General features: G+C 58.2%; 12 protein-coding genes. 1 reads left to right on the forward strand and 11 read right to left on the reverse strand.

What is annotated here, in order from left to right:
• Positions 1 to 318: 318 nt before the first annotated feature.
• The 9 genes from ACRER8_RS24010 to ACRER8_RS24050 all read right to left on the reverse strand — a co-directional run bounded on the left by ACRER8_RS24010 (position 319) and on the right by ACRER8_RS24050 (position 11,754).
• Positions 319 to 1,485 (reverse strand): flagellin, encoded by a 1,167-nt coding sequence (locus ACRER8_RS24010; RefSeq protein ID WP_431748669.1) that lies wholly within the window; start codon positions 1,483 to 1,485, stop codon positions 319 to 321.
• Between the two features lie 361 nt (positions 1,486 to 1,846).
• Positions 1,847 to 2,779: a ketoacyl-ACP synthase III gene (locus ACRER8_RS24015; protein WP_431748670.1), complete on the reverse strand. Its 933-nt coding sequence runs from the start codon at positions 2,777 to 2,779 to the stop codon at positions 1,847 to 1,849.
• A gap of 416 nt (positions 2,780 to 3,195) precedes the next feature.
• A complete protein-coding gene (locus ACRER8_RS24020; protein WP_431748671.1) occupies positions 3,196 to 4,863 on the reverse strand; it encodes a flagellar hook-associated protein 3 in 1,668 nt (555 codons plus the stop codon).
• Between the two features lie 13 nt (positions 4,864 to 4,876).
• Positions 4,877 to 6,931 carry a flagellar hook-associated protein FlgK gene (gene flgK, locus ACRER8_RS24025; protein WP_431748672.1) on the reverse strand — a complete coding sequence of 685 codons (2,055 nt, stop codon included), beginning with the start codon at positions 6,929 to 6,931 and terminating at the stop codon, positions 4,877 to 4,879.
• Positions 6,932 to 6,941: 10 nt separating this feature from the next.
• Positions 6,942 to 8,222, reverse strand: coding sequence for a flagellar assembly peptidoglycan hydrolase FlgJ (gene flgJ / locus ACRER8_RS24030; protein WP_431748673.1), 1,281 nt, complete (start codon positions 8,220 to 8,222; stop codon positions 6,942 to 6,944).
• A gap of 10 nt (positions 8,223 to 8,232) precedes the next feature.
• Positions 8,233 to 9,342 carry a flagellar basal body P-ring protein FlgI gene (locus tag ACRER8_RS24035; RefSeq protein WP_431748674.1) on the reverse strand — a complete coding sequence of 370 codons (1,110 nt, stop codon included), beginning with the start codon at positions 9,340 to 9,342 and terminating at the stop codon, positions 8,233 to 8,235.
• A gap of 13 nt (positions 9,343 to 9,355) precedes the next feature.
• On the reverse strand, positions 9,356 to 10,069 hold the full coding sequence (gene flgH, locus ACRER8_RS24040) for a flagellar basal body L-ring protein FlgH (protein ID WP_431748675.1): 714 nt from the start codon (positions 10,067 to 10,069) through the stop codon (positions 9,356 to 9,358).
• A gap of 109 nt (positions 10,070 to 10,178) precedes the next feature.
• Positions 10,179 to 10,967: a flagellar basal-body rod protein FlgG gene (gene flgG, locus ACRER8_RS24045; protein WP_431748676.1), complete on the reverse strand. Its 789-nt coding sequence runs from the start codon at positions 10,965 to 10,967 to the stop codon at positions 10,179 to 10,181.
• Between the two features lie 46 nt (positions 10,968 to 11,013).
• The gene (locus tag ACRER8_RS24050) at positions 11,014 to 11,754 is read right to left on the reverse strand and encodes a flagellar basal body rod protein FlgF (protein ID WP_431748677.1); all 741 of its coding nucleotides are present in this window, start codon (positions 11,752 to 11,754) and stop codon (positions 11,014 to 11,016) included.
• A 271-nt stretch (positions 11,755 to 12,025) separates the two neighbouring features.
• On the opposite strand from ACRER8_RS24050, the gene ACRER8_RS24055 reads away from it, so the two are divergent.
• Positions 12,026 to 12,205, forward strand: a complete 180-nt coding sequence (locus ACRER8_RS24055) for a hypothetical protein (protein ID WP_431748678.1) — start codon at positions 12,026 to 12,028, stop codon at positions 12,203 to 12,205.
• 262 nt (positions 12,206 to 12,467) lie between these two features.
• Here the strand turns inward: ACRER8_RS24055 and ACRER8_RS24060 are convergent, their stop codons facing one another.
• Positions 12,468 to 14,279, reverse strand: coding sequence for a flagellar hook protein FlgE (locus tag ACRER8_RS24060; protein ID WP_431748679.1), 1,812 nt, complete (start codon positions 14,277 to 14,279; stop codon positions 12,468 to 12,470).
• A 349-nt stretch (positions 14,280 to 14,628) separates the two neighbouring features.
• A partial coding sequence (gene flgE / locus ACRER8_RS24065) for a flagellar hook protein FlgE (RefSeq protein ID WP_431748680.1) occupies positions 14,629 to 15,829 on the reverse strand: 1,201 nt, incomplete at its 5' end.

A 15,829-nucleotide genomic window follows, 5' to 3' on the forward strand; every position in this document is an offset into this window, starting at 1 on the left:
TCCTCGTTGATTGGGGTGCAGCGGCTTCCGGCCTTGGCAACCGCCGGGTTGGCCTAGAGAACCTTCGTAATGTTTATCGTCGTGATGGCGAAGAGCTTGAGCGGATTTTTTGAAATTTTTGCCACTGCTTCGCTATCCCTACGCCTGTCGGGTGCTCCGACCGGCTTGATTCAGGGCCGAACCCCTTTTGATATCAACGATTAAACTGCACGCTACCGTTCACCCTCGCGTCTATTCATCACCCGTTAACCCTGAAAAAACCTGGCATTCATGGGCGAATGCCAGGACAGCCACTGGGCCAATACCCTCCGCCTCGGATTACTGCAGAAGCTTGAGCACCGACGACGGCAACTGATTGGCCTGCGCCAGAATCGCCGTGGACGCTTGCTGCAAGACTTGATGCTTGGTCAGCTCCGCCGTTTCCGCCGCATAGTCGACATCCATGATGCGTTTGCGCGAGTCGCTGGCGTTGACCACGATGTTGTCAATGTTGTTGATGGTGTTCTCCAGCCGGTTCTGCTTGGCGCCCAGCTCCGCTCGGGATGAGTTGATGTACTCCAGCGCACCGTCAAGGGCGATGAGGACGGCTTCGAAGTTTTCGAGTTTGGCCTGTTGGTTGAGCTCTTTGTTTTTGGCTGCGACTTCGGCGTCTACCCTTTGGGCAGCTGCGAGGTCATCGAGAGCGGGCTTGCCAGCATTCTTGGCGGCATCCAGATCGGCTTGCTTTGTCGCTTTATCAACATCAGCGGCATTGGCAAGAGCCAGCTCGGCAGCTGCGATGTTGTCATTGGCAATTTTGGCTGCGTCTATCTGGGCTTGGGTAACGGTCACGGTGTTAACCGTAATCAGGTTTCTTACACCACTCCCATCTATTGCATATTTAATCTCTTCGCCGTTGACGACAGCCCTTGATCCGGAAGTTGTGGCATCTGCTGCAACCGCAGCCTGATCCGCTTTTGCTGCAAATAATGCACTGGTGCCAAAACCTTTGCCAAGAGACATAGTAATTCTTTCACTGTCCCCGGTACTGGCGCCGACTTGAAATGACATGTTCCCCGCAGAGCCATCCAGCAAGTTTAATTTGGTACCGAACTTGGTGGACTTGGATATACGGGTCAGCTCTGCTGACATTTGTTGAAAGTCATCATTGAGCGCTTTCAAATCCACGTCACTGAGGCTGTCTTTCATGGCGATGACCGTCAGGTCGCGCATGCGTTGTAGAAGTATCGTCGATTGTTGCAAAGCCCCTTCCGCTGTCTGCGCAATGGAGATGGCATCCATCGCGTTTTGCCGGGCTGCCTTAAGCCCGTTGATCTGCGAACTCAGCCGTGACGATATCTGCAGCCCCGACGCATCGTCCTTGGCGCTATTGATCCGCAACCCGGAACTGATGCGCTTCATCGAAGTGCCCTGTGCATCGGCAGCGTTATTCAGATTACGTTGAATACTCAGCGAAGCGACGTTTGTATTAACGGTTAAAGCCATTGTGATTCCCTCGTTGATTAACGGCCGGGTTTCCAAAAACAGGGGACATCCATTTCCCCCGGAAAACCTACAACTCCGTTATCGACAAGTGAACTGCGGCCTTTAACAACTTCAGCACTATTAAAAAGTGCCATCACGACATATGCAGGATATAAAGCTCACTAAACCCGCGAGAATAAACGAATAAAAAAATTAAAGAAAAAACAGCGAAAGAAATCCTTCCATGTTTGTTGCGATGAAAGTTATTGTAGGACTATTCTTTAATTGATGAAAAAACGGAAATTAGCTTTACGAAGATGTGCAGCAATAAAAAAGGCGAGCCTGAGATAAACTCAGCTCGCCTTTTTTTGTTTCGATGAGATCAAGGCCGATAAATAAGCGCCGAACCCCACGACAACCCCACTCCAAAACCACTCAGCGCAACGCGCTTCCAGGTGGCGTTGAGCACGTGTTTTTCCAGGAGCAAGGGGATGCTCGAAGATACGGTGTTGCCGGTCTCCAGCATGTCCTTGACGAACTTGTCCGGCGAGCTGCCTTCCTCGAAGCGCCGGGCGACCGCGTCGACGATGGCCGCGCTGCCCTGGTGGATGCAGAAAGCGTCGATGTCCGAGGATTGCAGGCCGGAATCGCTGAGCAGTTCGTTCAAGTGCGCTGGAACCTTGACCAGCGCGAAGTTGAACACCTGACGCCCATTCATGAAGAAGGCGCCGTTGGTGGTCTTGAGGAACTCGGCGCCGCTGCCGTCCGTGCCGAACTTTGCCTTGCCCAGTTGCCATGGCGCGTCTTCGGCCATCCAGGTGGCAGTGGCGGCGTCGCCAAACAGCATAGTGGTGTTGCGATCTTCAGTGTCGACGATCTTGGAGTACGGATCGGCGGTCACCAGCAGGCCGTTTTTCAGGCCCGCGGCTTCCATGAAGCCCTTGAGGGCGTAGATGCCGTAGACATAACCCGAACAGCCCAGCGAGATGTCGAATGCCGCCACGTGGGTCGGCAGCCCCAGCTTGTGCTGGACGATGGCTGCAGTGTGCGGCAGGCCTTCGGCGTCGCCGTTCTGGGTGACCACGATCAACGCGTCGATGGATTCGCGGGACAGGCCCGGATTATTGGCGAACAATTTGTTGACCGCCTGAACGCACAAATCGGAGGTTTCCTGAGTATCGTCCTTGCGTGGCAGAAAAGCAGAACCAATCTTGCCCAGGATGAACTCTTCATCCTTTCCGAACTTGGCACCCTGCGCGTAATTGTCGACGCCGGCCGCAGGCACGTAACTCGCTATGCTTTTAATGCCAATCATCATGGCTTCCCAATCAAAAACTGCTGAACATTACCCTGCGCCATCGGGCGGGGGCACTGAAATCCGGGGCTTGAGGCCGAATAGACCGGCAACGGAATGGCTCGGGCGGGTAGAGAAAGTCTCTGAAATCAGCCTGATGCCTTTATCTTCTGCAAGCACGATACAGTGAAGATGCCCGTTATGACTCATAGGTCACCAAAAGTTTTACATGCTTTTAGCTGACCGGTGAGTGCTGCGCAAGGGTCGATGGGGGTTCAGACAGGCAATTGACATGAAGATGTCGCGGGTTTGCAGCTGCGATCCGGCGCGATGCCGTTGAAGACGCGCGCCCGACAGACCGACAGCGAGCATGCGCTTAAGCGCTGCAAGCGAGCGATGGCCAGGCAACTGCCGAGGCCACCGCTCGATCAGGAGGTTTACAGTTTGCTGAACAGGTTCAACTGAGAGATTTTGGTGAACACCAGTTGCGAGGCCGTGAGCATGGTTTGTTGCAGCGTCAACTGAGTGATCGCCTCTGCAGGATCGGCCGCCGTAATTTTCTGTGACTCTAATGTGGCGTTGTCCAGTTGGGTCTGATTGGTGCTTTGCTGAGCCTCGGCTGCGGCCTGCCGCGCGCCCCCCTCCGAGCGCGCCGTATTGAGTTGTTCCTTGGCACTGGTCACATTGCCGATCGCCGCGGCAAGGCTGACCTGCAGCTTCTGCGTGGCCTCGACATTGCCATCGGCGGGCGTGGTCAATGCTGTGATGACCGTCGACAGCGTGTTGAGAATATTCTGGGTTTGCTGGGTCGATGCCTGCGCGGTGAACTGATCGCCATCGCCGGGCTCGCCGCTCAGGGTAAAGGTCACACCCGCAGCTTTTGCTGTGTAGACCGGCGGCGTGTCAGCACTGACATCAAGAGGAACCGGCAGTCCCACTTGTTTGTTGGTCGCAGCATCGTAAAGAGTAAAGGTCTTGTCGGCACTGGAGTACTTGAGCACCCCACCGTTCGCTGGAAACTTCTCGTTGAACGTCGCCTGGTCGGCGTCATTGGCAATGGAGTTGCCAGTAATCACCGCATCCGACTTATTGGCCGGCAGCCGCGAGGTGCTGATGGTACTCGGTGATACCGCAAGCTCGAACGTGTGATTAGCCAATGCTGCATCGGCTACGGTCGGATCCTTGCGCTGGGCTTCAGTCAAGTTGACGTTGAGGTTCAGTTGCAATCCACGAAACGCCACGGTCTGAGTAGCGGCCTGGGCATCGCCTGTGCCGGAGCTGAACTTGCCATTGGCTGGGGTTTCGGAAGTGACATCCTTGCCAGCGTTGTCAGTGATCTGGTACTGAGTGCTGCTCAAGAACGTGATTTTGTAAGGCTGGCCGCTGACGAACTTGGCGTTGTATTCGGCGCTGTTGGAAACCACACCGCCCGACAGGCTCACGGCCTTGTCATCGGCAGTCACGGGGTTGCCATCAGCGTCAAGCACCGGATTTCCGGAGGCGTCAGTGGGGGCAACCCAATTGGTGCTGGTCCGGGCGGTATTCACCGCCCGCTCGAACGCATCCCAACCAGTGGTGTTGCTGGCGACGGAAATCCCGGCACCAATGTCCATTTTCACCAGCGTCTGGTCGCCCTGATAGCTGTATGTACCGTCCGGGTTGACAGCATAGGGAGGCGTCGAGCTTTTCGAGCCGGAGAACAGGTAGCTACCGTTGGCGTCCTTGCTGTTCATCAAGCCGAAGATCTGCGTCTGCAGCTGCTTGAGTTCGTCTGCGTTGGCCTGGCGATCCTTGTCAGAGTAGCCACCGTTGCCCGCCTCGAGCACCAACTCCTGGACACGTTGCAGGGCTACGTCGATGGAGTCCAGTGCGCTCTCGGTCTTCGTTACGTTGGTGCTGACCGTATTGATGTTGGATTGGTACTGAGTCAACTGCGATCCCAGCTGTTGCAACTGCAGAACTCGCGCCGCGCCAACAGGGTCGTCGCTGGCGGTATTGAGCTTGATGCCGCTGGAAACCGCGTCCGCGGATTTGTTGACGTTGGAATAGGTGCGCTGATAGTTGGCCGCGCTGGCTTCGTAAAACTGACCCGTTGAAATACGCATGGGTTACGACTCCTTAAAGGCTGTTGATCAGCGTGTCGAAGATGGACTGCGCGGCCTTGATGATCTGCGACGACGCGGTGTAGTACTGCTGATACTTGACCAGGTTCGCAGCCTCTTCATCCATCGAGACCCCGGAAACGCTATCGCGTGCGCCTTTGGCCTGAGTGAGGATAGTGCTCGTCGCGGCGCTGTCGGATTTGCCTTGCGCCGCTTGCGCACCCACACTCTGAACCAGATGGGTGTTGGCGCCGCTCATGGTCATGCCAGTGCCGTTGTTCGACGCCGTATCAACCGTCTGCTTGTTCTGCAGATCCAGCGTGGTGCTGGCGTTGCGGTTGTCGGCCGAGCCGGCACCCGTCATGGCGATGTTGTAAGTGTCGGCCGAGGTCGGCGAACCGGAAACCGTCATACCGAACTTGAACGACTGTCCTGTACCGTAGCCCACCGTGAAACTAAGGTCGTTGCTTTCACCTGGCACGATGTTGCCGGTAATTGCCGCGCCCTGGTCATCCAGTACGGGCTGACCGGAAGCGTCTACCAGCTTGTAACTTTGCGCACCGGCAACCACGTCGCCGAAGACCAGCCGCATCGGTGACGCAGCCTTGATGGCATTGCGCAGATCGGCGGTACTGGTCGTTGTGTCGTAGGCACTGCCTTGGGTTTCCAGGGTCGGCTGGCCGAACTGCCCGGTGCCCTGGTTCGCAGCGCCGACACCGCCGGTCAACGGCGCGGCAGCAGCGATGGTCTTGGTATCGGTCATCACGGTTTTGATGGACTCGGCACCCGCCTTTGTCGGGCTGACGGTAAAGCTGTCTCCGCCTTTGACCGTTCCGGAAAACGATAGGGTAATCCCTTGGCTCACTCCGTTGGCGTCCACGATATCCGCTGGAGCACCAAGGGTGTATGTCCCCATGTCATTGCCGTCCGGCAGGCGTTTGACGGAATACTTGGTTGGATCGGTATCGCTGAACGTCACCTTGTAATTATTGGTGGTCAGCGCCCCGGTATCGTTGATCGAGACATTGAAGTTGCCGGAGCCAGCACTATTGCTTTGCGCCCCGACACTGCGTTGCGCCGTCAGCGTCGGATCATTGATGTTGTTGAACAGGCTCGCACCAAACTCACCATTGCTGTCGACGCCCTGGTTCAGTTGGTTGTTGATCTGATCAGAAACCACCATCGCCAGCCGGCCCAGTTCGTTGGTGGCCGGTTGCAGGACTTCACTGCGATAACGCAGCAAGCCGCCAATGCTGCCGCCGGTGACTACCGAAGAAACATCGGTGGTGCCGTTCTGATAATTGAGCTTGAGCGCGTAGGTACTCGGGTCGCCATCGCTCGGGGATGCGGACAGGGTATTGGCTGATCCCCCTACCACCAGAGGTTGGCCGGAGCCGATATAAATGTCATATCCGGCGCTGCCTTCCACGGCTTTCGCGCCGACCAGCTCGTTGAGCTGGCGAACAGCCTCTTCGCGTGAATCCAGAAGCGAATTGGGCTCCGCGCCGGTGCCGCGAGCTTGAGTGATCTGCAAGTTGAGACTGGCAATCGACGAAGCCAGCGCATTGACTTTACCCGCCATGGAGCCCAGCTGGCTGTTGACGCTGGCCGACTGATCCTTCATCTGCGAGGCGATGCTGTTGAACTGGCTCGTGAGCGTCTGAGCGCTTTTGAGAAACAGATCGCGGCTCGCCGAATCGTTGGCGTTAGAGGAGACGTTTTGCAAAGCAGTGAAAAAGTTTGCCAGCACTTTGCTGACGCCGGTCGAGCTTTCCGACAACAGCGAGTCCAGCTTGGAGGCTTCGGTAAGGTAGGCGGATGCGTCTGAACTCAGTGCCGTACTCGATTGCAATTGGGTATTGAGAAAGCTGTTGTACACCCGACGAACATCCGACAGCGTGGTGCCAGTGCCAACGAAGCCGACACCGATGTTCTGCTGTGCGTTGGCGACGCTCATTGTCTGCTGACGCGAATAGCCCAGCGTGTCGACGTTGGCAGTGTTGTTGCCGATGGTGGTCATCGCAGCACTGCTGGCATTCAGCCCTGAAAGCCCGATTGAGATCAGTGACATGGTTCAAACCTTATAAAGTCGTGGAAGAGCCCGAGGCGGCGGCGTAGTTCTGGTAACTCTTCATTTGTTTCGCTATTTGAGAAATCTTGCTGGCGTAGCCCGGATCAGTGGCGTAGCCGGCTTTCTGCAGTTCTTTCACGAATTGTTCCGGGTTATCGGCCGATTTCAGCGTGGCTTGATAGCGGCTGTTGTTCTGCAGGAAGCTCACCAAGTCGTGGAAGCTGCTGGCGTACGAGTCATAGGAGCGGAAGTCTGCCGTCTCCTTGACCATCTTGCCGTCGCGGAACTCGCTGGTGATTGCGCGGGCTTCAGGCCCCTGCCAGCCACTCTGGGCCTTGATACCGAACAGGTTGTGACTGCTGCTGCCATCGGATTGACGCATGATCGATTTGCCCCAGCCGGTTTCCAGCGCAGCCTGGGCCACCAGCACGGATGGATCGACGCCAATACGGGCCGCGGCGTCTTTGGCCAGCGGCAACATGGTTGCGACGAATTCGTCGGCGTTGGCGAACGCGGCCTTGCCCGGCGCCAGCGGGGTCTGGACCCGGTTGCGCACGTAGGCGTCGGCCTGCGCGGTGTATTCCGGCCCAACGGTCCAGTCGCCATTGCCGCCGGCTTTTTTGGCAGCGGCCACGGCGCTGGAAACGGCGATGCGGTTCTTCAGTGTGGTAGCGCTGGCGGCAGCATCCTGGGTTGCCGCGGTGTTTGGGACGATGCCGGCCATGATCCGGTCGGTCAACTTGCTTGGCAGCGACAGACGACGCGAATTGAGCGCAGCGACATCGTTATGAGCCGTGCCGTCGAGTGAAGTGGCCGCGGCCGCAACCGAACGGCTCGCCCACAGCGGGCGCTGGGCAACGCGCGTCGCAAGACCGGTCTGCGCCGAGCCCGCGTTTTGGGTTGAGCTCGCATCGGCCTTGGTCGCTGCGCTGGCATCAGCGGTGGATGGCGCAACGGTGCCGGCCTTGGTCTTCGACAACTGACGCATCAGCACGTCCTGCAGACCGATACCCCCACCCTCGCGCGACATGCTTACCGACAACTGCTGGTCGTACATGTCCTGATACTGCCGCGTGGCCGCGGTGTTCATCGGGTTGTCCTTGGCCAGCACTTCGTTGGCCGAGCGCATGGCCTTGAGCATCTGGCTGACGAACAGCGACTCGAACTCCTGCGCCACCTTTTTGAGGTTCGCATCGCTGTCGCGGTCGCCATTCTTCATGGCGGTCAGGCGGTTGAGGTCGGTATACGCCCCCGAGTCACCTGTCGATACACCGCCGCTAGGAATACTCATATGCCTGTCCTTAAATCACGATCAGGTCGGCTTGCAGCGCGCCGGCCTGTTTCAGTGCTTCGAGAATCGCCATCAGGTCGCCTGGCGCCGCACCCACCTGGTTGACCGCACGCACGATCTCGTCGAGCGTGGTGCCCGGACCGAACTTGAACATCGGGTGCATTTCCTGCTGCGCATTGATCTTCGAGCGCGGCACCACGGCGGTCTGGCCGTTGGAGAAGGCGCCCGGCTGGCTGACAATCGGATCTTCGGTGATGGTCACCGTCAGGCTGCCGTGGGTGACGGCGGCAGGCGAAACCTTGACGTTCTGGCCGATGACGATGGTGCCGGTACGCGAGTTGATGATGACTTTGGCCGAGGTCTGCCCCGGATCGATTTCCAGGTTTTCCAGTACCGACAGATAGTCGACGCGTTGGTTGGGGTCCAAGGGCGCAGTCACGCGCACGGAGCCGCCATCCACTGCCTGAGCGACGCCTGGGCCAAGCATGTCGTTGATCTTGTCGACGATGCGCTTGGCCGTGGTGAAGTCGTTGCGGTTGAGGTTCAGGGTCAGCGAGTTACCCTGATTGAAACCGCTTGGCACAGCGCGTTCCACCGATGCTCCGCCAGGGATACGTCCCGAGGAAGGAACGTTGACGGTGATCTTCGAACCGTCGCGACCTTCGGCGTCGAAACCGCCCACTACCAGGTTGCCTTGAGCGACCGCATAGACGTTGCCGTCGATACCCTTGAGCGGGGTCATCAACAGGCTGCCACCGCGCAGGCTTTTGGAGTTACCGATGGACGAAACGGTGATGTCGATCTGCTGACCGGGTTTGGCGAACGGCGGCAGGTCGGCATAGACCGCCACCGCCGCGACGTTTTTCAACTGCACGGTGCCCGAACCCGCCGGCACCTTGATGCCGAATTGCGACAGCATATTGTTGAAGGTCTGCAGGGTGAACGGGGTCTGGGTGGTCTGGTCACCTGTGCCGTTGAGCCCCACCACCAGACCGTAACCGATCAATTGGTTGGTCCGTACGCCGGAAATGCTGGCGATGTCCTTCAAGCGCTCGGCGTGAGCGCCCAGCGCCGCGGTGGCCAACAACGCTGCCGCTATCAGTTGCTTGAACGTGATCATGGCTATCCCGCTATTAGAAAGGGAACAACGGGCTGAGGAAGAATCGGTCGAACCAGCCTGGCTGACTGGAATCGGCAAACGCACCTGTACCGGAATAAGTGATCCGCGCATCGGCCACGCGAGTGGATGACACGGTGTTGTCGGTGGCGATGTCATCGGCACGGATGAGACCCGCGATGCGCACCAGCTCGTCACCGGTGTTGAGGGTCATCCACTTCTCGCCGCGCACCGACAGAATGCCGTTGGGCAGCACGTCAGCCACGGTCACGGTGATAGAACCGGTCAGGCTGTTGCTCTGCGCCGCCTTGCCGTCGCCCTTGGTGGCGCGATCGCCGCTGTAGCCGGCGTCCAGGCTCAGGTTGCCGCCGCCCACCGGATTGTTGGTGCTGACACCGGCGCCGAACAGCGAGGTCAGGCCCAGACTGGTCTTGCTGGTCTTGCTGATACCGGAACTGGCCGCCTTGCTGGCCGCGGTACGCTCGGACAGGGTGATGGTGATGATGTCACCGACCCGATAGGCCTTGCGGTCGCCGTACAGGTTCTGCTCGAAACCGGCCTGATAGATCGAGCCGTTGTTTGCCGCCGAAGGCAGCGGCGTGCGTGGCAACACCGGCGCGTAGTAAGGGTCATTGGGTTTGGCCGAAGGCGCAACGCAACCGGTTAACAGCGCGATACCGCACAGCGGTGCTGCCAACAGGGAAAGCCGCAATACAGAAAGCCGTTTCATGACACTTAAAACCTCGCGGTGTAGCAGGCGCTTTTCAGGCGCCCCATCGGATTGATCAGGTGTTTCTCGCAGGACATCAGGCGTTGCAGGTCTCGTTTTCAGATCCCTGTTACAGATTTTGTGTCACGTACTGCAGCATCGAGTCGGCGGTCGAGATCACTTTGGAGTTCATCTCGTAGGCGCGTTGCGTGGTGATCATGTTCACCAGCTCTTCAACGGTGCTGACGTTGGAGTTTTCCAGGGTGTTCTGCTTGACCACGCCCAGACCGTTCAGCCCCGGAGTACCCACTTGCGGAGCGCCGCTGGAAGCGGTTTCCAGGTACAGGTTGCCGCCTTGGGATTGCAGGCCGGCCGGGTTGATGAAGTCGGCGGTCTGGATGTTGCCGATGATCTGTGGCGTTGCGGCGTTGGCTGAAGTGGTCACCGACACGGTGCCGTCTTCGCCGACGGTGAAGGTCTGCGAGTCTTGCGGAACGACGATCGCAGGCTCCAGCGCATAGCCGTTGGCGGTCACGATCTGGCCGTTCTGGTCCAGATGAAATGTACCGTCGCGGGTGTACGCCAGGGTGCCGTCAGGCTGACGGATCTGGAAAAAACCGCGACCGTTGACCGCCATGTCCAGCGGCTGATTGGTGGTTTGCAGGCTACCGGCGGTGAAGTTCTTCTGCGTGCCGACGATGCGCACACCGGTACCCAGTTGCAGACCGGAAGGCAGCTCGCTGTCCTGAGTGGACTGAGCACCTGGCTGACGCTTGATCTGATAAAGCAGGTCCTGGAATTCGGCGCGATCACTCTTGAAACCGGTGGTCGAGACGTTGGCCAGGTTGTTCGAAATGGTCGTCAGGTTCATGTCCTGAGCGGCCAGGCCGGTTTTAGCTACATAGAGTGCCGGAAGCATTCTTAATCTCCTCGAGCGCCTAATTGTCGGCGCAAGCTGTCAGTCATTAGCCCATCTGCAAGACGCGAGCCATCGACTCGTCATCCTGCTCAGCGGTCTTCATCATCTTGATATGCAGTTCGAATTGACGGGACAACGCCAGGACCGAGGTCATTTCATCGACGGCATTGACGTTGCTCGACTGCAGAAATCCGGATTCCACTTGTACGTCGGCATCGGCCTGCGCCGGTTTACCGTCTTTGGTGTGCATCAGACCGTCAGGGCCTTTTTCCATGTTCTTAAGGTCCGGCTTGACCAGCTTGATGCGGTCGATTTCGGCCATGACCTGCGGGCTCTCGCCGAGGGAGCGAACGCTGATCGTGCCGTCGGCGCCGATTTCGATCTGCTGCTGAGGTGGCACGGCAATCGGCCCGCTGTTGCCCATGACCGGCAAACCATTGCCATCACGCAACACGCCGAGGGCGTCAATATTCATGCTGGAGGTGCGGGTGTAAGCTTCGCCGCCGTCGGGGGTCTGCACGGCCATCCAGCCATTGCCCTTGACGGCAACGTCCAGATCACGACCGGTGTCGATCATCGAACCCTGACTGAAGTCGGTGCCCGGACGTTCGCTCATGGCATAGGCGCGCGACGGGTTGACCTCGCCAAACACCGGCATCGAGCGGGCCTGTTCGAGGTCGCGCTGAAACCCGTTGGTCGAGACGTTCGCCAGGTTGTTGGCATGGGCCTTTTGCGCGATGGCGTTTTCCGACGCACCGCTCATGGCCACGTAAAGCAACTTGTCCACAGTCTTCCTCCTCCGACAGACGCTTGCCGCCTGTAGCTGTACTGCAGAGGTCTTAGCAATAATCGAACCAGTTTTTCAGACGTGATACAAAGCGCTGATTTGCCAATGGTTATTGGGCCATAACCGGCTTTGCCAACAGCGTTGGAGGTGGCCGCGACAGTGGACCGCCACTTTCTGCAGAAACGGCAGCCACGGCCGCCAAAAAAATTTCGCCGCAGGAGCGATAATTGCAACGACTCGCCCAATCGGCTTTCGCCAACAGGAAATTGTCATGCGTCTGCGCTTCACCCTCATCCTTGCCCTCGCCGCCTGCTCGGCCCTGACGCTTGCAGCGCCCGCGCCTTATTACCTGTGGCAAGGCAAACACAAGACCGTCTGCGCCCAGACCAGCCCTGGCAAAGGGTGGACCAAGGTCAGTGGCCGGTTTGTGAAGTCGGATTGTTCTATCTGAAATGCGCTTTATTGCGGGCTTGTTGCAGACCCGTCTCTTTGCGTCAAACCCCACCCCGTAGGAACCGGCTTGCTGGCGAACCGCGGTGTGTCAGGCAGCCTACCTGTAACTGACACGTTGCAGTTCGCCAGCAAGCCAGCCTCTTACAGTGGATAGCGACACACGCCAGATCTCGTCGCGCCGCATGACCTGTAGATCCTCTGTTGGCGGTGACGTCATTGCGATCGCCACCGCCGGCAAGCCGTACTGCTACAAACCGGACTCAGGTAGCCCTGATCAACGTCTGCATCAACTCCGCTTCCGTTGAGAGGGTTTTGGAGTTGGCCTGATAGGCCGTCTGCGCCTGAATCAACTCCACCAATTCTTCAGTCAGTTTGACGTTGGAGCCTTCCAGCGACTGATTGACGATACTGCCCAGATTGCCAGTCCCCGGCGTGTCGTAGTTGGCGACGCCCGAGTCATAGGTTTCCACCCACCGCGTGTTGCTGATCGGGTTCAGGCCTTGCTCGTTGGCGAAGGTTGCGAGCATGACCTGGCCGATTTTGCGATGCAGACCGTTGCTGAAGTTCATGCTGATGATCCCGCTCTTGTCGATGGACAGCTGGTTGGCCTCCCCTGCCGCATATCCATCGGCCACCAGCCCTGAACTTCCCATGCCCGTCTGATGCTGCGTCAACTTGCTGAGATCCAGCACGATTCCTCCGGGATCGCCTATTGCACCGTTCCCGGCCCAGCGACTACCCGCATCGCCGCCGTCCAGCGCCTTGGCCGGCACCCAGCCGCTGAGGGTCAGTTTGTTGTCGGCGGCGGTCAGGCCGCTGCTACCCACCAGGGACTGCATCGAGCCATGGGAGCCGAACAGCACGCTGGCCGTCATGGGGTCGGTCCGAGTGGGGTCCTGCGGATTGCGCCCGTCGATCAACAGGTGCATTTTCCAGCTGTTGTTGCCGTCCTTGACGAAGTATTGGGTCATCAGGTGCTGATTGCCCAAGCTGTCGAATACCCCCGCTGTCCAAGCCTTGTTGTAGGTGGTGGTGTCAGTTGGATCGAACGCTGGAACAGGACGCGAGATCGCGGCGTCGGCCGGATCCAGTAAAGGACCGCTGGCGTCCACCAGCGGCAACTTGATCGGCCCGGCATTGGCGGCCGGACTTGGTTTCCACTGGCCGTTGACCTGCATCGCCGGACGCCAATCTTGCAGCGAAAGCTCGGTGTCGTTAGTCACTTTCACCGCCGCCGTGGCACCGGTCATCGACAGCTTGCCGAGGGAAGATTTCTGCAAGCCGACTTCCAGCGGCACCGAACTGGAAGGATTGAACGGGTTGACGCCGTCGACGAGGATGTACGAAGTCCAGTTGTTGTCATCCACTTTGACGAAATACTGCTGGAGCTGGTGATCTTGCGGGGGGACTGCGGCTTGGGCGGGAGTGATGATGATGTCATTGCCGTTGCTGTCCTTGCCCTTCACTTCCTTCACCTCCGGCACGCCGGCATCCTGAATCGTCTGCGTGGTCATGCGTGTCCAGGTAGTGGGGTCGTTGACGTCGAAGCGGCGAATGGCAGCCAAAGAGGCTGCGGCGGAATCCAGATTCAACGTGCGCTCGACCTTGCTCGTTGCCTTGGGCGCAATGCTCCCGCCCTCGATCTTCAGGTCGGTGCGCACTCCGCTGATCACCTTGCCGTCGGCATTCACACCGTAACCCTGCAAGCGACTGCCGTGGGAGTCGACGATGTAGTTTTCTGCATCGGCATGACACGCACCGGACCGACCATAGCTGATGGCGCCGTTGTCGCTCATGACGAAAAAGCCTTTACCCTGGACGCGCATGTCCAGCGCTCGCCCTGTGCCCGACAGGACGCCGCCGGGAGCGAAACTCTGCGAGACACTGGCCAGCTGCACTCCGTCCCCCACGGCATTTTGACTATTGCCCAGGACCGATGAGGAATACACGGCGGAGAATTCGGCACGGGAAGATTTGAAGCCGGTGGTACCGACGTTGGCGATGTTGTTGCCGGCTACTTCCATCCGTTTATGCGCTGCGTTCAATCCGGCTACTGCGATGTTGAATGACATGAACACTCCCTGAGTCGTTTCCACGACACGTTCGTCAATGCATTGGTTTTCGCAGGCAAACGGATGCGACTGAACAGAGGGTTCAAGCGCATTCATTTGTCAGCGAATGTGATTCTCGCATCGACGAAAGTAGGAAGTTTCTAGTTCTGGAGTGGGACGGCTCTTGATGTTTAACGCCATTTTTTATCGCGTTTTTCTGGCGTTGAGAGAAGTACGGATTCTGCACCCGGGCCACATTCGGGCCATGTCTGAACCGGGGGCAAGAGATGCAAAGATCAAGGGCGCTTCTGATCCCTATAGCAAAAAGCCCCTCCGAAGAGGGGCTTTCCTGAAGCGTATTACGCGAGGATCAGTTCACCATTTGAATGGTCGTCTGCATGATCGTGCTTTCGGTCGAAATCGTTTTCGCGTTTGCCTGGTAGTTGCTTTGCGCCTTGATCAGGTTAACGAGTTCGCCGGTCAGATCGACGTTGGATTCTTCCAACGCAGAACCGGTAATGCTTCCCAGCGTACCGGATTCCGGCGCACCGGTGACCGGGATACCCGAGGCGTAGGTTTCACGCCACATGGTGCCACCCGCTGGCGCCAGTCCTTGCACGTTGGCGAATGTAGTCAAGGCCAGTTGACCAATAACGCGCGATTCGCCATTGGTATAAGTGGCGAACAAGTTACCGGTAGAGTCGACGTTCATTGCACTGATCTGGCCGGTGTAATTACCGTCCTGCACCTTGGAACTGGCGCCAGCGGCGGCGTTAGTCTGCGTAGTGGCCAGCATGTCCAGCTTCATGGCAGCAGAACCGGAAGCGCCGTTAGCGGCCCAGGTCGCAGTACCACCTGCTGTGGTCGCGGCCCCCGGCACCCAGTTATTCAGGCTGAAGGTGCCGTCGCTGTTTACCGTGACGTTCGGCTTGGGATCCGGAACCGGATTGGTCGGTGTCGGCGTGATCAGGTTGCCCGACGAGTCGAAGGACAATTGCGTGGTTTGAGGTGTAGTCGTGGATGGGTCGGAGATATTTCGACCGTCCACCAACGTGTACATGTCCCAAGTGTTGAGGCCAGTTTTCCGGAAATACTGGTCGAGCGTGTGCTCATTGCCCTGATTGTCGTAAATCGGGGTGCTGAAAGTCGACGTATACGTGCTGGTGGTCTTCGGATCGAACTCCGCGCCAGTCACAACGGCAGCCGAAGAGTCCAGGTTCGATTTGATCGAAATGGTAGAGGTGGCCCTCGGCGCCATGTTCGATGTGTCGACCTTGAGATTGGTCAGCACACCGGAAGTCACTGTTCCATTGGCATCGACGCCATAACCCTGGAGGTTATTGCCGGCGTTGTCGATGATATTGCCCGCTGTGTCGGTGTGGAAGTTACCGGCACGGGTGTACAGCTTCTCGCCGTTGTTGCTCAGCATGAAGAAGCCGCTGCCATTGATGGCCAGATCCAGGTCGCGACCCGTTCCCGTCGTCAACGATCCTTGGGTGAATTGCTGCGTGACTGCCTGGGTCAAAACGCCGCTGCCGACGTTGGCGCCACCGGAAGTCCCTCGAATGGAT

It is taken from the genome of Pseudomonas sp. (assembly GCF_050739935.1).
In the GTDB taxonomy this organism is placed as follows: domain Bacteria; phylum Pseudomonadota; class Gammaproteobacteria; order Pseudomonadales; family Pseudomonadaceae; genus Aquipseudomonas.

Coding starts and splice junctions, on each gene's coding strand:
- ACRER8_RS24010 (WP_431748669.1), bottom strand. CDS start 1,485: ATGGCTTTAACCGTTAATACAAACGTCGCTTCGCTGAGTATTCAACGT.
- ACRER8_RS24015 (WP_431748670.1), bottom strand. CDS start 2,779: ATGATTGGCATTAAAAGCATAGCGAGTTACGTGCCTGCGGCCGGCGTC.
- ACRER8_RS24020 (WP_431748671.1), bottom strand. CDS start 4,863: ATGCGTATTTCAACGGGTCAGTTTTACGAAGCCAGCGCGGCCAACTAT.
- flgK (WP_431748672.1), bottom strand. CDS start 6,931: ATGTCACTGATCTCAATCGGGCTTTCAGGGCTGAATGCCAGCAGTGCT.
- flgJ (WP_431748673.1), bottom strand. CDS start 8,222: ATGAGTATTCCTAGCGGCGGTGTATCGACAGGTGACTCGGGGGCGTAT.
- ACRER8_RS24035 (WP_431748674.1), bottom strand. CDS start 9,342: ATGATCACGTTCAAGCAACTGATAGCGGCAGCGTTGTTGGCCACCGCG.
- flgH (WP_431748675.1), bottom strand. CDS start 10,069: ATGAAACGGCTTTCTGTATTGCGGCTTTCCCTGTTGGCAGCACCGCTG.
- flgG (WP_431748676.1), bottom strand. CDS start 10,967: ATGCTTCCGGCACTCTATGTAGCTAAAACCGGCCTGGCCGCTCAGGAC.
- ACRER8_RS24055 (WP_431748678.1), top strand. CDS start 12,026: ATGCGTCTGCGCTTCACCCTCATCCTTGCCCTCGCCGCCTGCTCGGCC.
- ACRER8_RS24060 (WP_431748679.1), bottom strand. CDS start 14,279: ATGTCATTCAACATCGCAGTAGCCGGATTGAACGCAGCGCATAAACGG.